At 34.4% G+C, this 21204-nt stretch carries 22 protein-coding genes; 1 reads left to right on the plus strand and 21 read right to left on the minus strand.

Annotated elements, in window-relative coordinates; genetic code table 11:
• Window positions 1-17: 17 nt before the first annotated feature.
• From JOD96_RS11470 to JOD96_RS11480, 3 genes are read right to left on the minus strand one after another with little or no spacing between them, the layout of a single operon-like run.
• On the minus strand, window positions 18-1043 hold the full coding sequence (locus JOD96_RS11470; protein ID WP_209564405.1) for a COX15/CtaA family protein: 1026 nt from the start codon (window positions 1041-1043) through the stop codon (window positions 18-20).
• Entirely contained in the window at window positions 1040-1408 is a 369-nt protein-coding gene (locus JOD96_RS11475) for a hypothetical protein (protein ID WP_209564406.1), read from the minus strand. The genes JOD96_RS11470 and JOD96_RS11475 overlap by 4 nt, the downstream gene beginning before the upstream one ends.
• Window positions 1408-2838 (minus strand): CCA tRNA nucleotidyltransferase, encoded by a 1431-nt coding sequence (locus JOD96_RS11480; protein ID WP_209564407.1) that lies wholly within the window; start codon window positions 2836-2838, stop codon window positions 1408-1410. Before JOD96_RS11480 ends, JOD96_RS11475 begins: the two co-directional genes overlap by 1 nt.
• 323 nt (window positions 2839-3161) lie before the next feature.
• On the opposite strand from JOD96_RS11480, the gene yaaA reads away from it, so the two are divergent.
• Window positions 3162-3920 carry a peroxide stress protein YaaA gene (yaaA, locus tag JOD96_RS11485; RefSeq protein WP_209564408.1) on the plus strand — a complete coding sequence of 253 codons (759 nt, stop codon included), beginning with the start codon at window positions 3162-3164 and terminating at the stop codon, window positions 3918-3920.
• Window positions 3921-4129: 209 nt separating this feature from the next.
• Here the strand turns inward: yaaA and JOD96_RS11490 are convergent, their stop codons facing one another.
• The 18 genes from JOD96_RS11490 to JOD96_RS11575 form a co-directional block, all read right to left on the minus strand.
• Window positions 4130-5719, minus strand: coding sequence for an MDR family MFS transporter (locus JOD96_RS11490; protein WP_209564409.1), 1590 nt, complete (start codon window positions 5717-5719; stop codon window positions 4130-4132).
• A gap of 3 nt (window positions 5720-5722) precedes the next feature.
• The gene (locus JOD96_RS11495; RefSeq protein WP_209564410.1) at window positions 5723-6802 is read right to left on the minus strand and encodes an HlyD family secretion protein; all 1080 of its coding nucleotides are present in this window, start codon (window positions 6800-6802) and stop codon (window positions 5723-5725) included.
• Window positions 6803-6813: 11 nt separating this feature from the next.
• Window positions 6814-8136 (minus strand): TolC family protein, encoded by a 1323-nt coding sequence (locus tag JOD96_RS11500; protein ID WP_209564411.1) that lies wholly within the window; start codon window positions 8134-8136, stop codon window positions 6814-6816.
• The gene (locus JOD96_RS11505; RefSeq protein ID WP_209564412.1) at window positions 8126-8755 is read right to left on the minus strand and encodes a TetR/AcrR family transcriptional regulator; all 630 of its coding nucleotides are present in this window, start codon (window positions 8753-8755) and stop codon (window positions 8126-8128) included. Before JOD96_RS11505 ends, JOD96_RS11500 begins: the two co-directional genes overlap by 11 nt.
• 287 nt (window positions 8756-9042) lie before the next feature.
• Complete coding sequence (gene trpA, locus JOD96_RS11510) at window positions 9043-9804, minus strand: tryptophan synthase subunit alpha (protein ID WP_209564413.1); 762 nt, start codon at window positions 9802-9804, stop codon at window positions 9043-9045.
• Window positions 9805-9907: 103 nt separating this feature from the next.
• Window positions 9908-10645, minus strand: coding sequence for a carbon-nitrogen hydrolase family protein (locus tag JOD96_RS11515; protein ID WP_209564414.1), 738 nt, complete (start codon window positions 10643-10645; stop codon window positions 9908-9910).
• A 12-nt stretch (window positions 10646-10657) separates the two neighbouring features.
• Window positions 10658-10978: a gamma-glutamylcyclotransferase family protein gene (locus JOD96_RS11520; RefSeq protein ID WP_209564415.1), complete on the minus strand. Its 321-nt coding sequence runs from the start codon at window positions 10976-10978 to the stop codon at window positions 10658-10660.
• Between the two features lie 127 nt (window positions 10979-11105).
• Window positions 11106-12287, minus strand: a complete 1182-nt coding sequence (gene trpB / locus JOD96_RS11525; RefSeq protein WP_209564416.1) for a tryptophan synthase subunit beta — start codon at window positions 12285-12287, stop codon at window positions 11106-11108.
• 10 nt (window positions 12288-12297) lie between these two features.
• On the minus strand, window positions 12298-12909 hold the full coding sequence (locus JOD96_RS11530; RefSeq protein WP_245188399.1) for a phosphoribosylanthranilate isomerase: 612 nt from the start codon (window positions 12907-12909) through the stop codon (window positions 12298-12300).
• Between the two features lie 142 nt (window positions 12910-13051).
• A complete protein-coding gene (gene trpC, locus JOD96_RS11535; RefSeq protein ID WP_209564418.1) occupies window positions 13052-13837 on the minus strand; it encodes an indole-3-glycerol phosphate synthase TrpC in 786 nt (261 codons plus the stop codon).
• 73 nt (window positions 13838-13910) lie between these two features.
• A complete protein-coding gene (gene trpD, locus JOD96_RS11540; RefSeq protein WP_209564419.1) occupies window positions 13911-14903 on the minus strand; it encodes an anthranilate phosphoribosyltransferase in 993 nt (330 codons plus the stop codon).
• A 64-nt stretch (window positions 14904-14967) separates the two neighbouring features.
• A complete protein-coding gene (locus tag JOD96_RS11545) occupies window positions 14968-15534 on the minus strand; it encodes an anthranilate synthase component II (protein ID WP_209564420.1) in 567 nt (188 codons plus the stop codon).
• 115 nt (window positions 15535-15649) lie between these two features.
• Window positions 15650-16099 carry a hypothetical protein gene (locus JOD96_RS11550; RefSeq protein WP_209564421.1) on the minus strand — a complete coding sequence of 150 codons (450 nt, stop codon included), beginning with the start codon at window positions 16097-16099 and terminating at the stop codon, window positions 15650-15652.
• A gap of 60 nt (window positions 16100-16159) precedes the next feature.
• Window positions 16160-17560: an anthranilate synthase component I family protein gene (locus tag JOD96_RS11555; protein ID WP_209564422.1), complete on the minus strand. Its 1401-nt coding sequence runs from the start codon at window positions 17558-17560 to the stop codon at window positions 16160-16162.
• A gap of 299 nt (window positions 17561-17859) precedes the next feature.
• The gene (locus tag JOD96_RS11560; RefSeq protein ID WP_209564423.1) at window positions 17860-19140 is read right to left on the minus strand and encodes a hypothetical protein; all 1281 of its coding nucleotides are present in this window, start codon (window positions 19138-19140) and stop codon (window positions 17860-17862) included.
• Between the two features lie 200 nt (window positions 19141-19340).
• Window positions 19341-19907, minus strand: coding sequence for a YceI family protein (locus tag JOD96_RS11565; protein WP_209564424.1), 567 nt, complete (start codon window positions 19905-19907; stop codon window positions 19341-19343).
• Between the two features lie 31 nt (window positions 19908-19938).
• Window positions 19939-20571 (minus strand): NAD(P)H-dependent oxidoreductase, encoded by a 633-nt coding sequence (locus tag JOD96_RS11570; protein ID WP_209564425.1) that lies wholly within the window; start codon window positions 20569-20571, stop codon window positions 19939-19941.
• Between the two features lie 4 nt (window positions 20572-20575).
• Window positions 20576-21037 carry a MarR family winged helix-turn-helix transcriptional regulator gene (locus JOD96_RS11575; RefSeq protein WP_209564426.1) on the minus strand — a complete coding sequence of 154 codons (462 nt, stop codon included), beginning with the start codon at window positions 21035-21037 and terminating at the stop codon, window positions 20576-20578.
• Between the last annotated feature and the right edge of the window lie 167 nt (window positions 21038-21204).

Consider the following 21204-nt stretch of genomic DNA (forward strand, 5'->3'; position numbering starts at 1 on the left):
TATTTTTAATAACCCTGTTATTTACTCAATCTGTGCAATGTATACGTCATAGCACTCAAAAGGAAAAACGCCATAATCTGATGAATTAATCCTAACGCCAAAGGCACACTGTAGAGCAAAGTAAAAACCCCTAGTAAAAACTGAATAAAAACAAAAACGACCAAAGTTTTTATTCCATTTGCCTGAGTGTTGGTAAGTGTGTATTTTTTACTTTTAAAGAAAAGAAAAAGGATAATCGCGACAACTACATAAGCAAAAGTTCTGTGTACAAACTGAACACCGCTTTTTCCTTCAATTAGATTTTTAACCAAACCCGATTGCTCAATAAAGACCGATTCGTGAATAAATTCTCCATCGCTCATTAGAGGCCAGTGGTTATGAATTAATCCGGCGTTTAGTCCGGCAACAAATCCACCATAAATGATTTGAATTAATAAAGCGACCAAAGCATATCTTGCAATTGTACGTAGTGGTAAAATTTTATTGATATTTCTTTCCGGATAAATCAGATCTAAAGCAACCCAAAGTGTATAAGCGAAAGTTATAAAAGCAAAAGTTAAGTGTAATGAAAGTCTAAAATGACTAACATCCGGATTGTCGATTAACCCGCTTCGAACCATAAACCAGCCCAAAAATCCCTGAAAAGCTCCCATTGCCAAAAGAACAATGCATTTTTTAATTGTGGGCGTATCTAATTTTTTTCGAATTAAGAAATAAACGAACGGTATAAAAAATACCAAACCAATTATACGCCCAATAAAGCGGTGAAACCATTCCCAGAAATAAATAAACTTATAATCTGCTAATTGAAAATCGTTGTGGATATTGATTTTTTGGTACTCAGGAAATTTTTTATATTCATCAAAAGCAGCCTGCCACTTAGCTTCCGTTAAAGGCGGAAATGTATCGGTTACCAAATGCCAGTCAGTCATTGATAAACCCGAATTGGTCAGACGTGTGATTCCTCCCACAACAACCATTAAAAACAATAAAACACAGCCTGATAGTAACCAAATGATCACTGATTTGTTTTCTTTTTTCATTCTTTTCCAATTAGTTCGATTTCGTTTTTGCCATTTGCTTTAAAAATTCTTTTTAGATAGAATTTAGAAGTAATTATGTTTAGTAAAATGCTTGTAGGAAATATAATACTTCCTACAATAATTCTTGAAGTTAAATTTTTAGGATCAATTTTTAAATTTATAATTTGATTTAAAGCTGGACTTGTCATTATTAAAGCAATTAGAAAAATTAAAGCACATGGGACAATAAGTGACATAAAAAAGTATAGCAATTGATATTTAAAATGTTTTTTTGTACTGTTTTTTAATTCTTTAAAAAAAATATAATTTGGATATATAATAACTACTGCAAGTAAAATTCTAAAAATTACTTTGTAAACATCCATTACTTTTTAAGCGTTAGATTCAACTTTGCAGCCCTTTTAATCACAAAATCATAAGCCGCCTGATATTCATTTGGAATATCACCTTCTAAAATAGCTTCTTTTACAGCCTCTTTTAAAACTCCAATTTCGCGTGAAGGTTTTAAATCGAACATTTCCATAATTTCTTCGCCGGAAATTGGCGGCTGAAAATTACGAACGTGATCGCGTTCTTCGACTTCAACAATTTTCTTGCGAACTACTTCGAAGTTTTTATGATATTTTTTGAACTTTGCAGGATTTTTGGTTGTAATATCGGCTTCACATAATGTCATTAAATCCTCAACATCTTCGCCGGCATCAAAAACCAAACGGCGAACTGCGCTATCCGTTACAATATCCTGAGCCAGAACAATCGGGCGTGAGCTCATAATCACCATTTTTTGCACAAATTTCATTTTGTGGTTTAGTGGCATGTGCAAACGTTCAAATATTTTTTTAGCCATTTTTCCGCCCAGAAATTCATGACCGTGAAAAGTCCAGCCTTGTTTTTTATTGAAACGTTTTGTTGGTGCTTTTCCAATATCGTGTAATAAAGCCGACCAGCGCAGCCACACATCATCAGTATTAGGACAAATATTATCTACAACTTCCAATGTATGGTAGAAATTGTTTTTATGTGTATGGCCTTCAATTTCTTCAACCTGATTCAACGCTGTTAATTCGGGCAAAATAATATCCAGAAGTCCGGTTTTGTATAATAATAAAAACCCAACAGAAGGTTTATCTGTAGAAAGGATTTTGTTTAATTCATCAACAATTCTTTCACCAGAAATAATATTAATGCGATCAGCATTTTTTGTGATGGCATTTAGTGAATTCTCTTCGATTTCAAAATTGAGCTGTGTGGCAAAACGAATAGCACGAAGCATTCGCAAAGGATCGTCAGAATAAGTAATATCCGGATCCAAAGGCGTTTTTATAGTTTTGTGCTCTAAGTCGGCTAAACCATTAAACGGGTCCAGAAGATCTCCAAAGTTATTTTCGTTTAGCGACAAAGCCAATGCATTTATAGTAAAATCACGACGGTTTTGATCGTCCTTAAGTGTTCCGTTTTCTACAATCGGATTTCGACTATCGCGGTTATAAGATTCTTTTCGGGCACCAACAAATTCGATATCAGTATCTTCAAAACGGAGCATTGCAGTTCCGTAGGTTTTGAAAACCTGAACTTTGGGTTTTTTAGGAAGCAATTCAGATACCTTTAAAGCCAGCTCAATTCCGCTTCCGACAGCAACAACATCAATATCTTTTTTAGAACCGCGGTTTAAAAGTAAATCACGCACGAATCCGCCAATTACATAACTATCAACATTTAGTTCTTTTGACGCCTGCGAAATGATTTCGAAGATTTTATTTTTTAAAGCTGTTTTATAATTTGTTTGTATAGCCACGAATTCACGAATTTTTAGAGTATGTTTATTCTGGAAGAATGAACGACTGCAAATTTACAACATAGAAAATGCCTATTATAATCTATTGCTGACTTTTTTAAACAATTTCGCATTTTGAGAGTTGGATTTTTATAAAGTGAGAAAATGTTGCCACGAATTACACAAATTTTCACGAATCAGAACTTACAAGCAAAAATAAAAATTAGTGGAAATTTGTGTAATTCGTGCTAAAAAAACTTTTATAACGTCATAAAACAAATCAATTGCAATACCATATTTTTAGAAATTCAATTTGTATTTTTGAATCAATTAAAAATGCACAAATGAAAATTGTTATATCGCCTGCAAAGTCATTAAATTTCGAAAAAGAATTACCAACAACTCAGCATACAGAACCTTCTTTCCTTAAAGAAGCACGTCAGGTTCATAAAGTTTTAAAACCAAAGAAACCGAAAGAATTATCAGAATTAATGTCAATTTCAGATAAACTGGCCGATCTGAATTGGGAACGCAATCAAAAATGGAAAACACCTTTTACTTCAGAAAATGCACGCCCGGCTGTATATACTTTTGATGGTGATGTGTATACAGGTTTAGATGCCTATACAATTCCGTTGGAGAAATTAGATGCTTTGCAAGATAAACTCAGAATTTTGTCAGGCCTTTACGGAGTTCTGAAACCACTGGATTTAATGCAGGCTTACCGCTTAGAAATGGGAACCAAACTTCCAATTGGTGAACATAAAAACCTGCATGATTTCTGGAAAGTTCCCGTAACAAAAGCATTAAATAAAGAGTTGAAAAAAGGAGAGCTGTTTGTGAACCTGGCCAGTAACGAATATTTTTCTGCAGTAGATGTAAAAGCTTTAAAAGTTCCTGTTATTACGCCGGATTTTAAAGATTATAAAGATGGAGAATTAAAAATGATCAGTTTCTTTGCAAAAAAGGCGAGAGGCATGATGGTACGTTATATTATTGATACCAATGCAGAAACTGTTGATGACCTAAAAGGATTTAATTACGAAGGATATCAGTATGATGCTAATCTTTCTAAAGGAAATCATTTGGTTTTTACGAGATAGGTTTTTTTGAGGTTCTAAGGTTCTGAGGTGCAGAGGGACAAAGGTTGTTTCTTCACTTTGAGATTATTTAAACACAAAGGCGCAAAGATTTACGCAAGGTTCGCAAAGTTAAGAAAACCTGAAACCTGAAACCTAAAACAAAAAACATAAAAAAGCCGGGTCACAGGAAATTGACCCGGCTTTTTCGTATTATAAATAATTATTAAATATTAATGCATCGCATCTGCGGGATTAATTTTGTTCTTTCCTTTTTTAATAAGAAGGATAATAGGGATACAGCATAAAAACATAATTCCTAAATACATAAAAATATCTATGTAGGCCATTACGGTACTTTGCTTAAGCACAGCATATTCTAATGCCTGATACGATTTCTTAAGCGCTACATCAGCACTATATCCTTTAGACATAAATGCCTGTTGCATGCCCGTAACACGTTGGCTTACTTCATGTTTGGCAGGATCGAGATTATTAATCAAATCAACTCTGTGTTCCTGGCTGAAACGGGTAATAAAAGTGGTGATAATCGCGATACCAAAAGATCCGCCAAGCTGACGCATCATTCCGGTAAAAGCTGCTCCCTCACCAATTTGTTTTCCTTTTAATGTCGACAGAGAAAGAGTTGTAATAGGCACAAAAAGTAATCCTAAACCAACTCCTCTAAGAATTAAAGGCCAATACATATGTTCTACACCGGTATCGGGAGTCATGCGCGTTTGCATCATAAAGGTAAAGAAGAAGAAAATCAAAAATCCTACTCCAACCATATATCCCTGAGGAACACCTTTCTGAATCATATTACCCACAAATGGCATCATAATAGCAGTAGTAATAGAACCCGGAATCAATAATAATCCAGCATCAGTTGCGGTCCATCCTAAGATTGACTGCGTATAAATCGGGATAATCAATGTAGATCCGTATAAACCAAAACCAAGAATAAAACACATTACAGTTCCGATTCTTAAATTTCCATCTTTTAAAACGCTTAAGTTTACAATAGGATGTTTGTAAGTCAGCTCTCTCCAGATAAAAAGAACCAATCCTAAAACAGTTACAACACTTAAAGTTACAATAAGTGAATCGTTAAACCAGTCGTCCTGCTGACCGTGTTCCAGAACAAATTGCAATGAACCAATAAAAGCGGTTAATAAAATAATTCCCCACCAGTCAACCTGATTTGCTTTTAATTTCTCTCCGTATTTTGGACTTCTTACGAAAGTAATCGCCAGAATAGTAGCAATAATCCCCAGTGGAATATTGATATAAAATATATAAGGCCATGAATAATTATCTACTAAATAACCTCCCAAAGGCGGTCCAAGAGTTGGTCCCACAATTACACCCATTCCGTAAATAGCCTGCGCCATACCACGTTTGGCCACAGGGTAACTTTCGGTAATAATAGTCTGGGCGGTTACAAGAAGGGCACCACCACCCATTCCCTGTACAAACCTAAAGGCTACCAACTCCCATATATTACTGGCATTTCCACATAAAAAAGAACAGACGGTAAATATTATAATCGAAGCTACAAAGTAATTACGTCTTCCAAATTGCTGAGAAAGCCAGCTCGTCATCGGGATTACAATAACATTCGCAATAGCGTATGCTGTAATCACCCAGGCCACATCCGTCAAAGTAGCACCAAGGCTACCTCGCATGTCTGTTAGTGCTACGTTTACAATCGTGGTATCAACAATTTCCAGCAATGCACAAAGTACTGCTGTAATCGTGATAATGACACGTCTGTAACCGTATTCTACTAAATCGTCGTCTCCTTGTACTGCTGTTGCCATTTTTTATTTCAAATGTACGTCTACATCAACATTCATTCCCGGACGTAATAATTTTACTTTCTTAGGATCGTTTGATTCATCTAAACTGATTTTTACTGGTAATCTCTGAATTGTTTTTACGAAGTTTCCTGTTGCATTGTCAGGAGGTAAAAGTGAAAAACGAGATCCTGTTGCAGGAGAAAAAGAAGTCACAGTTCCTTTAAACTCATAATTAGGATAAGCATCTACTTTTAAGCTTACTTTTTGACCCACAACCATTTTGTTTAATTGCGTTTCTTTAAAGTTGGCTACAACCCATGCTTCATTATTATTAATAATATAAAATAAAGATTGTCCCGGCTGAACCAATTGTCCCGGCTGAATGTCTACTTTAGAAACCTGTCCATCAATAGCAGCAGTTACTACAGTATAAGTAAGGTTTAATTTTGCAACCTCAAGCATCGTTTTTGCTTTTTTGATGTTTGCAGAAGCTACTTCCGTTTGTTTGTCAGAAACTTTAGATTTAGATTCAATTACCGATTTTTGGTAAGAACTTGCTCTTTGTTGCTGTTCTAAAACACGAACCTGATTTTCTGCTTCGTCTTTTGCAGTCTGAGCCTGCTCAAATTGTTGTTTTGTAATTGTATGTGTTTTGTACAAATTGTTGTAACGGTTAAAATCGTTTGTCAATTGTCTTAATCTGATTTTGGCACTTTCGATAGAACCGCCGGCAGATCTCATATTAGCATCAGAAACCGAAATACTTGCATATGCACTTCCTATATCAGCTTTTGCTGCTTCATATTGACCTTCAGCTCCTAGTAAAGCAGCATTTGCTTCATCAATTTTTAACTCATAATCTCTTTTATCGATAGTAAATAAAGTATCTCCTTTTTTTACAAAATCATTATCTTTTACATAAACTTTGCTAATGTATCCTGAAACTCTAGGGATAATAGGATTCATTTTTTTCTCAATTTGAGCATCATCTGTTTCTTCGTGAGCCTGTGAGTGTAAGTATTTAGATATTCCGTAAGTTCCGCCCACTAAAATCAAAACGGTTAGTATGATGATGAATTTTTTATTTGTCTTTTTCTTTTCCATGAGAGCTATGATTATATTTTAGAAAGATTGAATGATTGTGATAATTGTCCTGATACTGAAAGTAATTCGTAATATTTTTGAATAATGGCTGCTTTAGACAAAGCGGTGTTGATTTTTGCATTAAGATGTTCAACATCGGCTTCAACCAAATCATTAGTATCAGATAAACCATTATCAAATTTATCTTTTACAAGCCTGTAGTTTTCTGCTGCCTGTTGAAGCGCTTCGTCATAAACAACACTTTGGTTGATCGCCAGGTTATAATCTTCAATAGATTTCTGAACTTCAACCTTAATACGGTCTGTCATAATTGCTTCGGTATTTTTCACTTCCAGTGCTCTGCTTTCTGCCTCACGAACATGAGCATTATTTTTTAGAATTCCCGACAAGTCATACGTTAAACCTACACCAAAATTCATTGCATATTTTACAGTAATAAAATCTTTAAGATCTAATGCTGTATAACCACCCAGCAAAGCAAGTGATGGATAATAACCTGCTTTTGCAACTTTTATATTTGCCTCACTGGCTTTTTGCTGGAAACGAAGAGCCTCTAAATCTTTTCTGTTTTCAAGTGCAATCGCATCAGACGTTGGAGCATTACTTGTTTTTAAACTAAAGAAATCATCTTCGTTAACTTCAATTTTTACGCTCGGATCTAACTTTAATAAAGTGACAAGATAAAAATTAATGTTGTTGATGTTGTTATTAGCTTCATCAATAGATAATTGTGTTTTAGAAACCAGTAACTGCGCTTTCAACAAGTCATTTCTCGGAATGATTCCGTTTTTCTCCAATTCTGTAAAATCAGTAACACGCTGTTTAGCCTGCTTTTGGTTTTCGTTCAAAAGATCCAGCGTTTTTTGAGCTTCGTATAAAGCAGTATAATAAGTGATTACACGTAGGGCTACATCTTCTTTAGTTTTAGCCGCATTTGCAGATTCTGCCTCATAAAGATTGTCGTAAGCATCAATACTGCTCTGAATTTTAAATCCTGAAAAAATCGGAAGACTTAAATTTGCCATACCAAACATAGCACGATCCGGAGAAGCCGTTGGCTCTGAACTTGCTTCGTCATTATGCATGTCGATAGAAGCTTTTCCTAAACGTTGGTATTGCCCCTGAATTTTAAGATCAGGATATTGATTGTTCTTAACGGTTTGTAACTCATACTTTTTTGAGTTTACCTTAGTATTGGCAAGCGTAACTTCGTTACTCTTTTCCCACGCCATTTTAACGGCTTCGTCTAAGGTTAAACTTGTTTTTTCTTGTGCTTCTATTGAAGATATTCCGATAAAGAAAACTCCAAAGAGCATTAATTGACTAATTTTCATAAACAAGTAGCGCTTTTATAGTTTGTTGAATGTGCTTTGTAAGACTGTCTTTTATATAATCGTTATATAAAGTTTCTGTTTTTAAATTCAGAAGTTCCTGAAAAAAAGGTTTATTCATGTGAAAATGAAAATAAGTACCCATAATCGTCGGCGTGATAAGCGGAATAATAATATCTTTTCTGAAAATCCCTTTAGACTGGCCTTCGTGAATAATTGTTTCCAATGACCTTAGATTTCCTTTTTTCAATTCTGTGAAAACGGCAAGACTGTGTTCTCTTTTTTTTGTTGTAAGTTCAAAATGTAAAACCCTGAAAATCCCTCTATTGCAATTAATTCGGTTAATGTAAATTTCAACCAGTTTATTTATTTTATCAAGAGGTTCAAGATTTTGGTGCTGTAAACTTTCGATTTGTAATTTTAAATCAGCTGTTTTGTAGATAATCAAAGATTCGAGCAGTTTTTCTTTAGAACCAAAGTAATACGAAACCATGGCAATGTTTATCTTGGCATGTTTTGAGATATCTCGTATAGATGTGCCCTCAAATCCTTTATCTGAAAATAATTTTTCAGCAACCTCAAGAATCTGAATTTTTTTATCGTTTAATTCGACTTGTGACATAGTAGTGTTTCTAATCGGACACAAAATTAAACACTTGTTTAATTTAAACACTCGTTTAATTTTATTTTAACATAATATTAACATAAAACGGTTTCGATAATTTTGGACAAAAAAAAGCTGAAACACTTAGTATTTCAGCTTTGTTAGTTTTTTTGTCATTCCGACGAAGGAGCAATCACACTCGTAATTCGACAAAGATTGGCGAATTTGCTTGGGGAGTTTCTAGTGCGATTCCTCCTTCGTCGGAATGACAAACTAGGCGTTCATTAAATATTTATAAGATATAATTATCGAATCGCTCCAACAAATTCTTCAATTTTTCCAGAACCACTTTCACTCAAATGTTTAATAAAAGCACTTCCGATAATAGCACCTTTTGCATATTTAGTAGCCTGATTAAAAGTTTCTTTGTTTGAAATTCCGAAACCAATAATTTGAGGATTCTTTAAATTCATTCCGGCAATTCTCTCGAAATAATCTTCCTGCACGTTTCCAAAACCAGACTGGGAACCTGTAACACTTGCTGAACTTACCATATAAATAAATCCGTTTGAAACGCTGTCGATAAAACGAATACGTTCGTCTGAAGTTTGCGGCGTAATCAGGAATACATTAATTAATCCGTATTTTTCAAAAATGGCTTTGTATTCGTCAGCATAAACGTCAACAGGAAGATCAGGAATAATTAAGCCATCGATGCCAATTTCTGCACATTTTTTACAAAAAGCTTCAACACCATATTGTAACATTGGGTTGAAATACCCCATAATAATCAACGGAATTTTTACGCTTTCGCGGATGTTTTTCAGTTGGTCAAAAAGAATTTGTGTTGTCATTCCGTTTTTCAAAGCCTGAGTTGAACTTGCCTGAATTGTTGGGCCATCTGCCAGAGGATCACTAAACGGAAGCCCGATTTCGATTAAGTCAACACCATTTTTTTCTAAATCCTGAATAATTTGTACACTGTCATTTAAATTAGGATATCCGGCAGAAAAATAAATTGAAAGTATCTTTTTATCTTCTTGTAATTTTTGTGTTATTCTGTTCATTTCGTTTATGTTTTTCTCCTAACAGGTTTCCAATAACCTGTTAGGTATTTCTTAATACTTTATTTCATACCTACAAGGTTTTTAAACCTTGCAGGAACCTTTGCTAATGGAGAACAACACGACTCGTCCAATTATCATTTTGATTTTCTACCAATAATAATCCAGAATCTGAATCATTCATTTGCCCAACAAGTTCTCCTTTGCTATTCCAAAAAGCGCTTTGACCTGCCGAAGGATATTCCCAGGATTCTCCACTAAAATTCGACATCAAAACATTCATTTTATGTTTCTCAGCATAACTTTGCAAATCTCTATATGCGTTCGGAATGCCGTTTGGAGTAAAGAAAATACTGGCAATATAAATTGAAGTTTCTCTTTCGGAAGCATTTTTCGGATGCAGCGGATTATCAATATCAGCACAAATGGCAAATGAAATTTTCTGATTTTCAATTGTAACCATTGGATTATAATCAAAAGAAGGCTGGAAAAATTCATCTTCTCCTTCGTGCAAAAACTGCTTGGTATAAATCGAAACCGAGTTATCCGGAAAAATTATAAATTCTCCAATAAACAATCCTGATGCTGTCTCAATAGGAGCACCTGCAACAATTATAATATTTTCTTCAACAGCCAGTTTTCTTAAATGATCTATTCTGGAATCGTCTATTGTAAAGGCTAGGTCTGCTGCATTTTCTCTTTCGTAACCTGTAATTGATAATTCGGGAAAAACGATTAAATCGGCTCCTTTTTGTGCAGCTAATTTTATAAGTTGATAATGATCGGATAAATTAGAATGAATATCTCCTCGTTTTGGTTTTGTTTGTGCCGCTGCTAAAATCATTTTCCTTATTAATTATAAATTCTCAATATAAATCCAGGCAATTGTTCCTGATTTTAATGTTATCTGAACCCTTTTATAAGAGTTAGATTCGAATAAATCTGCCTTTGCCAAATCTGAGCTAGAAATATCGAAAACAATACCTTTTATATAATCAGATAAATTTTCGCTGGGAACAGCTACAAAATAATCCGTCATTCCAAATTCTTCTTCTATCTGAAGGTCTTTTAGTTTGTAGCCCGAAAGCTGATCCCTTGTTCCGGTTAGTACTTTATTAAATACCTGCATTTGAATTTCTCTTGATTGTAATGTTCCGTATGAGAATATCTTTTCCATAAATACTATTTTTATATTATTGGTTTACGCTGGGAATGAGAGCAGCATCTTTTTGTGGCTTTTAGGATAAAAAAGATATAGCGGACAACCCGTTCGTTGCGGCAAAACACCAAAATTATACTTTTTTCTATAATTTAAAATAATCAATATAAGTATTTAAATCTTTATCTCCTCTACCAGAAAGACTTATTACGACAATATCTTCGGGTTTAAATTTTTTATCATTCAAAACTGCCAAAGCGTGAGAAGATTCTATTGCAGGAATAATTCCTTCTAGTTTGCAAAGCTCCATTCCGGCTATCATAGCGTCATCATCTGTAACAGAGAAAAATTCGCCGCGTCCGGATTGTGCCAAATGAGCGTGCATCGGGCCAACACCCGGATAGTCCAAACCTGCAGAGATAGAGTAAGGCTCTGTAATCTGGCCGTCTGTTGTTTGCATCAAAAGAGTTTTGCATCCATGAATGATGCCCATTTTGCCAAGTTTGCTGGTTGCAGCGCTATGTCCGCTATTTACTCCCAAACCTGCTGCTTCTACGGCAATGATTCCTACTTTTGGTTCGTGTAAAAAGTGATAAAAAGTTCCGGCAGCATTACTTCCGCCGCCAATACAGGCTATGACATAATCAGGATTTTCGCGTCCTTCTTTTTCTTTAAGCTGCGATTTAATTTCTTCTGAAATGATACTCTGAAAACGTGTTACCATATCCGGATAAGGATGAGGTCCAATTGCAGAACCAATAATGTAATGCGTATCAACGGGATTGTTGATCCAGTCGCGGATAGCTTCATTAGTGGCATCTTTTAAGGTTCTTGATCCTGAAAGTGCCGGACGAACTTCTGCACCAAGCATTTTCATTCGGGCTACGTTTGGTGCCTGGCGTGCAATGTCGATTTCGCCCATATAGACAATGCATTCCAGCCCCATTAGCGCACAGACTGTGGCGGTTGCAACACCATGCTGACCCGCTCCGGTTTCGGCAATAATACGCTTTTTGCCTAAACGTTTGGCTACGAGAATCTGACCGATTGTATTGTTTATTTTATGTGCTCCGGTATGATTTAAATCTTCTCTTTTTAAATAAATCCTGGTGTTGTATTTTTCAGATAAGCGATTGGCATAATAAAGCGGACTTGGTCTGCCAACATAATCTCTCAGTAATTGATTGAATTCAGACTGAAAATCGGGCTCAGCCATGATTTTTAAATAATTCTGGCGCAATTCTTCTACATTTGGATAAAGCATTTCGGGAATATAAGCTCCTCCAAATTCTCCGTAATATCCTTTTTCGTCTACGTTAAAATTCATTTTTTGAAATTTAAAAGTTTGCAATTTCAAATTTTCGTTTGAAATTGGTTAATAGGTTTTTGTTTTTCAGCCCTGGTTCGATTTCAAATTTACTATTTACATCAACAGCATAAATAGGTAAATTGCTTTTTGAAATTTCTTCGATAGCTTTTAATTCATTCATTCCGATACCGCCGCTCAAAAAGAAAGGTTTCTGCGAATTGTATTTTTTTAATATTGTCCAGTCAAAAGTGGTTCCGTTACCGCCCGGTAATTTTCCTTTGGTGTCAAAGAGAAAGTAATCACAAACAGGTTCGTAAGGTTTTAAAACCTCAAAATCAAAATCATTATCTGCAGAAAATGCTTTAATAATTTCTGTTTTTTTGCCCACTTTGATTTTTAATTCTCCACAGAATTCAGCCGATTCATGTCCATGTAATTGTACTGCCTGTAAATCATACTTTGCTACCTTTTCCAGAATTTCTTCCTGGCTTTGATTCACAAAAACACCTGCTTTTTTGGTTGTTTTAAGCAATTCCGGAATTTCTCCGTTAAAATATCGTGCGGATTTCTCCCAGAAAATAAATCCCATATAGTCGGGTAGGAGTGCGCCTACCTCAAGGATATTATCTGAATATTTCATACCGCATATTTTGAGTTTCATTTTTTTTATGGTTTTTGCCACTAAGGCGCTAGGCACAAAGTTTTTTTGTTTTTTTTGCCACTAATTTTACGAATTAGCACGAATCGAATTAGTGAAAATTATTGAAATTCGTGGCAACCTTTTATTTATCTAATTGTTTAATAAAATCTTTAGCAGCATTTCCTGCGTTATCGGTTTTCATGAAGTTTTCTCCAATTAGGAAACCTTTGTAACCATAAGGTTTTAATTCGTTAATAGCATCAACAGACGAAATACCGCTTTCTGAAACTTTTACAAATTCATCCGGAATTTTCGAAGCCAGTTGTTTGCTAAAATCAAGACTGACTTCAAAAGTTTTTAGGTTTCGGTTATTCACGCCGATCATATCAAGAGTAGGCATAATTGATTTTTCTAATTCTTCCTGATTGTGTACTTCTAAAAGAACTTCCAGACCTAATTTTTTTGCAAACTCAGATAAAGATTTGATTTCGTCGCGGGTTAAAACTGCTGCAATCAATAAAATCAAATCGGCTCCATGTGCTTTAGCTTCTAAAATCTGATATTCGTCAACAATAAATTCTTTTCGCAACAGCGGAATATTTACAGAAGCTCTTGCTAATATCAAATCGTCCAAAGAACCTCCAAAATATTTCCCGTCTGTTAGAACCGAGATTCCGCAAGCTCCGGCATTTTCATAACCTTTAACTACTTCTTCAACTGTAAAATTATTGTTTATTATTGATTTTGAAGGAGAACGGCGTTTATGCTCGGCTATAATTCCCGAATTACTTTCTTTTAATTTCTGGCTCAGAGAAATAGTTTTTCTTTCAAAAAAAACAGAACTTTCCAATTGCGAAACCGGAATGATTGATTTTTTGAGAACGACTTCCCGTTGTTTATCTATTATGATTTTATCTAAAATATTCATTTTGTGATTTTTGCTACAAAGACACAAAGGCGCAAATTTATTAGTGCAAATTCGTGAAATTTGTGTTTGTTTTTTATTTACTTAATTCTTTTAATATCTGCAATGCTTTCAGTCCTTTTCCAGAAAATAAACTTTCTTTTGCCAGTTCAAAACCTTCCTGCGGACTGCATTTTGTTACAGTTGAAATTGCCATTGCAGCGTTTGCTAAAACTACATTATTCTGAGCTTCAGTTCCCTTTCCTGAAATGATATTAATAAACATTTCTGCTGATTCTTCGATTGTTTTTCCGCCTTCGATTTCTGTTTGGGATAAAAGTCTCACTCCAAAATCGTCCGGTTTCAACATTCCCTCCATATGGCTGGTTATAATTTTGGTTGGACCGGTCAGGGAAATTTCGTCGTATCCGTCAAGCGAATGCAAAATTGTAAAATTGACATTGGTGTTTTGATATAAATACGCATACATTCTGGCTAATTCTAAATTGAATACACCTACCAGCTGATTGTTAGGAAAAGAAGGATTTACCATTGGACCTAACATATTAAAGAAGGTTTTTACAGCCAGTTCTTTTCTTATAGGACCAACGTTTTTCATTGCCGGGTGAAACAATGGTGCATGCAGAACACAAATTCCGGCCTGATCGATACATTTTTCTAAAAACGAAGGATCATTGCTGAACTTAATTCCCATTTTCTCCATTACGTTGCTTGATCCCGAAATCGATGAAACTCCGTAATTTCCATGTTTAGCTACTTTTATTCCGGCTCCGGCTGCGATAAATGAAGCCAAAGTTGAGATATTGAAGGTGTCTTTTCCGTCACCGCCAGTTCCGCATAAATCGATTGTGTTGTAAGCCGACAAATCAACACGAACACACAATTCTAACAAAGCTTCACGAAATCCCGAAAGCTCATCAATTGTAATGCTTCGCATCATAAATACAGTCAAAAAAGCCGAAATCTGGCTTGGATTGTATTGACCGGTTGAAATATTAATCAATACGTCTTTGGCTTCTTCTTTAGAAAGCACTTCGTGGTTGATTAATTTGTTTAATATTGTTTTCATTCTTTTTTAAGTTGCTAAGGTTTTAAGGAACTAAGTTGCTAAGTTTTTTGACTGAGACTGTAAATTAGCTCTTAATCCAGTTCTCTAAAATTCTTTTCCCTTTTGGAGTTAAAACACTTTCCGGATGAAACTGAACGCCTCTTACATCAAAAGTTTTGTGTCTTAATGACATAATCTGCCCATTTTCGTCTATTGATGTTGCTTCAAGGACATCTGGTAAATTAGCGTCAACAACCCATGAATGGTATCTTCCCACTTCAAATTCATTTCCTAAACCTTCAAACAAAATTTCATCTGAAACTACTGTTTTCACATTTGTTGCAACTCCGTGATATACTTTGTCAAGGTTAGAAAGTGTTCCTCCAAAAACTTCTCCAATTGCCTGTTGTCCTAAACAAACTCCTAAAATGCTTTTTGTTGGACTGTATTTTTCAATTACCGCTTTTAATAAACCTGCTTCATCCGGAATCCCCGGACCAGGAGAAAGTAAAATTTTGTCGAAAGCGGCAATTTCATCAATGTCAAATTCATCGTTTCTGTAAACGGTTACTTCACAGTTTAAATCTTCTAAATAGTGCACTAAATTATAAGTGAAACTATCGTAATTGTCTATAACTAATATCTTTTTCATTTTGTTTTTGTTTCAGGTTTCAAGTTTTTTTTGTTTCAAGTTCCAACAACGTGACCCGAGGCTGAAAGCCGAATGGACGAAGTAAACCTGAAACGTGAAACTTGAAACTATTTTTTTATTTTTCCCGAACGTATTTTTCTGTAATGATGCGGTCTATTCCTAATTTTTCTACTTTTTCAATTCCTTTTTGAGTTAACGTGTCATTTTTAATTTTAACGACAAACTCAAATTTGCCATTTTCCCATTGACGGTTGTTGAAATATTCCAGATTTTCGGTATAAATACTGTCCTTCAAAGTATATTTTCCACCTCCGCCAAAAAACACCGCAGATGTGCTGTCTTTTCCGTTATTCAGATCATGATTAAAAAAAGCAAAATGGGTATCATTTATAATTTTAATCATTTTTGTTTTTGAATTGAAAGTCGAGAATGTTGAATCTTTTTCTGTTGTTTCTGCTGATATAAGACGCCAGGTTCCTGTTAAAGGAATTGTTGTTGATTCTTTTTTAGTTTCGCATGAAGCGAAAAGCAAAATTGCAATAACAAAAGGAATAATATTTTTCATTGTTTTTTGGTTTTTTTGGTTTTGTTTTGTTTTCAGGTTTCACATTCCAACAACTTGAAACTATATTTTCTCCGCCATTTCCAGAGCCGTGTTCAACGCTCTTAATTTATTATAAACTTCCTGCATTTCGCTTTCTTCGTTTGAGCTTGCAACAATTCCTGCACCTGCCTGGCAATGCAATTGATGATTTTTACTAAGGAAAGTCCGAATCATAATCGCGTGATTAAAATTGCCTTCAAAATCCATAAAGCCGATTGCTCCTCCGTAGAAATTACGATTTGTTTTTTCATAATCTTCAATTAACTGCATGGCTCTGTGTTTTGGTGCACCGCTCAAAGTTCCTGCAGGAAAAGTATCTGCAACAACCTGCATGGTAGTGGCTTTTTCATGTAGATGTCCTGTAACTTTTGAAACCAGGTGAATTACATGCGAGAAAAACTGGACTTCTCTGTATTTTTCTACATTCACATCATGGCCATTTCGGCTCAAATCATTTCTCGCCAGGTCAACAAGCATTACATGTTCACTGTTTTCTTTTTTATCCTCAGAAAGTTCTTTTGCCAAAAGTGCATCACGTTCGTCATTTCCGGTTCTTTTGAATGTTCCCGCAATAGGATGAATTTCGGCTTTTCTGTTTTTTACAATGATTTGAGCTTCAGGAGAAGAACCAAATATTTTAAAATCCCCGTAATCAAAAAAGAACAAATATGGCGAAGGATTAATGCTTCTTAAAGCTCTGTAAACATTAAATTCATCACCTTTGAAGCCTTGTGTAAAACGGCGTGATAAAACCAATTGAAAAACATCTCCACGGAAACAGTGTTTCTTGGCCAAAGCCACATTGTGTTTGAATTCTTGATCGGTAAGGTTTGAAAATCCTTCGCCTTCTTTGGTGAATTTGTATGAAGCAATATTTCTGGATTGCAATAGCTGCTCAATTTCTACAATGTTGTTTTTTCCGTCAACACTATGACAAAAAATATAAGCTTCGTTTTTGAAATGATTAATGGCAATGATGTTTTGATAGACTGCATAAAAAACATCGGGAATTGAGGTTGCATTGTCTTTTTTGGCAATTGTAACTTTTTCGAAATAACGAACAGCATCATAAGAAATGTATCCAAACAAACCATTATTGATAAATTTAAAATCGTTTTTCTCTGATTTAAACTGACCTGAAAATTCCTGAATTATTTCCGGAATATTTGATGAACCATCTACTGGAATTATTTCAGTAGTTCCATCAGGGAAAGTTTTTGTAATTACTTCATTTTCGATTTTGATTGTTGCAATCGGATTACAGCAAACGTAAGAGAAACTGTTGTCATTTCCATGATAATCACTACTTTCCAATAATAAACTATTAGGGAATTTATCTCTTATTTTAAAATAAATACTTACCGGCGTAATAGTATCTGCAAGAATTTGTTTGTAGTGTGTGTTGAGTATAAAAGGTTTCAAAGTATATAGATTTTAATTTTAATGTATTTTTTGTGTTTCGATTATGACCAAAAAAAAAGGCTTGTCGTGATGACAAGCCTTTTATATTTATAGTTTTTTACAATACCATAGGAAGCTTTGTTCACGACGTTTGACGTAAATTCTTCCACCACCAAGTATTGTTTAAAATTGTTCTCATTTCTTTTTTTGTTGAAGCAAAGATATAAATGTAATTTGAATTGAGAGATATAAAAATTCAAAAAAAACTTTTCTAAATCTGAAAATTTGTTAAATTTTAATTTTACCTGCTCTTTAAGTACTTAATTTCCAATTGCAATTGTATTGTTTACATTGGCTCTAAAGTCTGGGCTCCCTTTAATATTTGGTGTTAAAAAAAGCTCATTATTTTTCATTTTAGTATATCCAATCCCATTTTCAGGTTTGTTATACCAGTTATCCAATGTAGAATTGATGCTGCTTGATTCGCTTACAATTCCCCCATTGCAATTATTTACAACTACATTTTTGAATGTAATTTTAGATAAATTCTCATTACTGTTTCCCACGTTTCCTTCTAATAAAACAAAAGGAGTAAAGCCCGAAACAATGGTATTGGTTAAGCTAAAAAAGGTATTTTCTCTAATAAAAAGAGATTCTCTTACCAATCCCTGATTGTTTTCTTCCAGATTTACCAAAGTAATATTGCTTGCAGTTATTTTGGTCATTTTCTTGCTCATATCTGTATTCTGAATTTTATCATAAGAGTCTACTTCAAAACATCTTGATCCCGAAACATCTGACGAAAATGGATGACGGACTGCAATACTATTACTAATATTGATTTGGGCGCCTTGCGTAAAATCAAAATCATCATCTGTAGTTCGGTAAGAGACTAAATTACTCATATTCAAATCTCCGCCGTAACATTCAAAAGAATCATCATTCGAATAACTGATCTGAATATTATTCAAAATGGTTTTTCGTCCAATACCTGCCAGAGAAAGTCCGTTAAGTTCTTTTAAAGCACTTAATTTTCTTCCTGCATATTCAATTCTCACATATTTTAAAATTCCGGAATTATCTTCTGCATCCTGACCTCCGTAATGATTTAATATTGGATCTAAATCAAAAGGCAATGTGTGCACACCTCCAAGAATATTAATTGGTGCTTTTCCCAGAATAATAATACCGCCCCAGTCTCCCGGTTTTCTTTCTGTTTTTTCTTTATTTGAAGTAAAAACAATAGGATCAGTTTCTAAACCTTCGGCAATAATTTTTGCACCATTGGTTATCACAAGTGTCCCGCAGCTTTTATCATCTCCGCGAATTACAGTTCCCGGCTCTATGCTCAAAGTAGCATTGTTGGTAACATACACAACACCAACTAATTGATAAGTATTGCGTTTTAATAATTTGGTATCTTTATCTATTATTCCGGCAATTATATTAGTAGCTTCGTTATATTCGTTTGCAGCAGGCTTAAAATTAGTCCAGTTATTCATCCAGTTATTAGTTCCAATAATTCCTTTTTGCTGTTGCTGAGCGTGAAGAAAAAAACTGCTGAGAAGAGTAATAATGGCAATTTGTATTTTTGTTTTCATAACTATAATTTGATTTCTAGTTTGATTTTTTTAATTACCCAAAATTAGAAGCCATATGTTAATCAAAACTCTGATCGTTGTTACCAAAACGTTACGCTAGTATTAATAACGTTATTTTTTTGAAAACTTCATAAAAAAGAACCCCTAATAGCATAAACTATTAGGGGTTCCTGAATATTTGAACTAGTAAGTCTGAAATATTAGAATTTTAAAGCTACAGCCAATTCAAATTCGTCACTGATAGTTTTGTCTCCTAAACCTTCAAAGAAACTTCCTGAACCGTATTTAATATCGTATTTAGTTCTGTCAACTTTAAATGCAGTTGTAGCAGTATTTCCAGCTACAGTGATGTCAAAAGTTACTGGTTTAGTAATTCCTTTGATAGTTAAATCTGCAGTTACAGTATATACGTCAGTTGCTTTAGCACCGATAGTTTTGAAAACTAATTTTGCAGTTGGGAATTTATCAGTTCCGAAGAAATCGTCAGCTTTTAAGTGACCGTTTAGTTTTCCTTGGTATTCTCCAGTTAAATCTGTTGCAGTTAAAGAAGTCATGTCAACTGTAAAGCTGCCACCAACTAATTTTTTTCCTTTGAAAACTACAGCACCATCTTTAAAGTTTACAGTTCCAGAATGTTCTCCTGTTACTTTTTTACCTACCCATTTGATAGTAGATGCTTTTACGTCGATTTTCTTTGTTTGTGCGTTTACAGAAACGCTAGCCACTGCTACGAATAATGCTATTGCAATTGTTTTTAAATTTTTCATGTTGTAAAAATTGATTTTGGATTAATAATAATTATAGTGTAATAAATAATTCTTCGTGTGATTTTCTAACTTTTTTGTAATGCTGAGCGTCGTCCTCATCATGTCTGTAACCTACAGTTGCGATAACAGCTGCGTTTAAGCCTAATTTATCGAAACCTAAAATTTCGTTGAATGCCGCAGCATTAAAACCTTCCATTGGAGTTGCATCGATTTTTAATTCAGCAGCAGCAGCCAGCAAAGTTCCTAAAGCAATGTAAGTTTGTTTTGCTGTCCAGATATTTTTAGCGTCTTGTGATAAGTTAGAAATCACGCCATTCATCATATCTGCAAATCCGCCTAATGCCTCAGTAGGAACACCTCTTGTTTCGCTGATGTTTTTAATATAAGCAGCCACAGATTCTGGTCCGGCATTTAAGTCGTTTGCAAAAATAAATAATTGAGAAGCATCTGTAATTTGAGTTTGTCCGTAAGCAGCAGCTTTTAATTGCTCTCTTAATTCAGGGTTTTCTACTATAACCACTTTATATGGCTGTAATCCGTATGAAGAAGCAGCTAATCTGACAGCTTCTTTTAAAGTATTTAAATCTGCCTCTGAGATTTTTTTTGTTGCATCAAACTTTTTTGTTGCATATCTCCAGTTTAGATTTTCTAAAAGTGTACTCATAATATTAATTTTGTTGGGTTCGGTATTTTTCTAATAATGTATTCAATAATTCTAATTCTTCCGGGCTTATATTGTTTGCAAATGCGCGCTCATGCTCATCTACTTTCGGATCTAATTCTTTTAAGACATCCAGTCCTTTTTGTGTAATCAGAACCTCGATTTTTCGTCGATTACCAGGACAGACATTTCTTGTTACTAATTCTTTGAGCAATAATTTATCAACCAATCGGGTCGTATTACTCGTTTTTGCCAACATGCGCTCCTGTATGACACACATATTAGCAGGATTTCCTTTTTGTCCTCTTAATATACGCAGCACATTATATTGTTCTCCTGATAAATCATACGGTTTCATCAACTCGTTGAAATTATCCTGAATTACATTTTGCGTGTACATAATGTTTAGAATAACTTTTTTCGCATTATCCATCTTAACTGTACTCTTAATAACCTCTTCAATTGTCATAGTCGTAAGTGTATAATTTGTATATACAAATGTATAACTTTTAATAGTTGTATATACAACTGTTATGTTAATTTTTTGTTAATACATAAGTTTCTAATTCTTTCTAAAATGAGATTGCTTTTATGCTTACGATAAAATTAATGTATTTTTCGTTTTAAATACCTGAT

The sequence above is a fragment of the Flavobacterium sp. 1355 genome (assembly GCF_017833415.1).
Lineage (GTDB): Bacteria > Bacteroidota > Bacteroidia > Flavobacteriales > Flavobacteriaceae > Flavobacterium.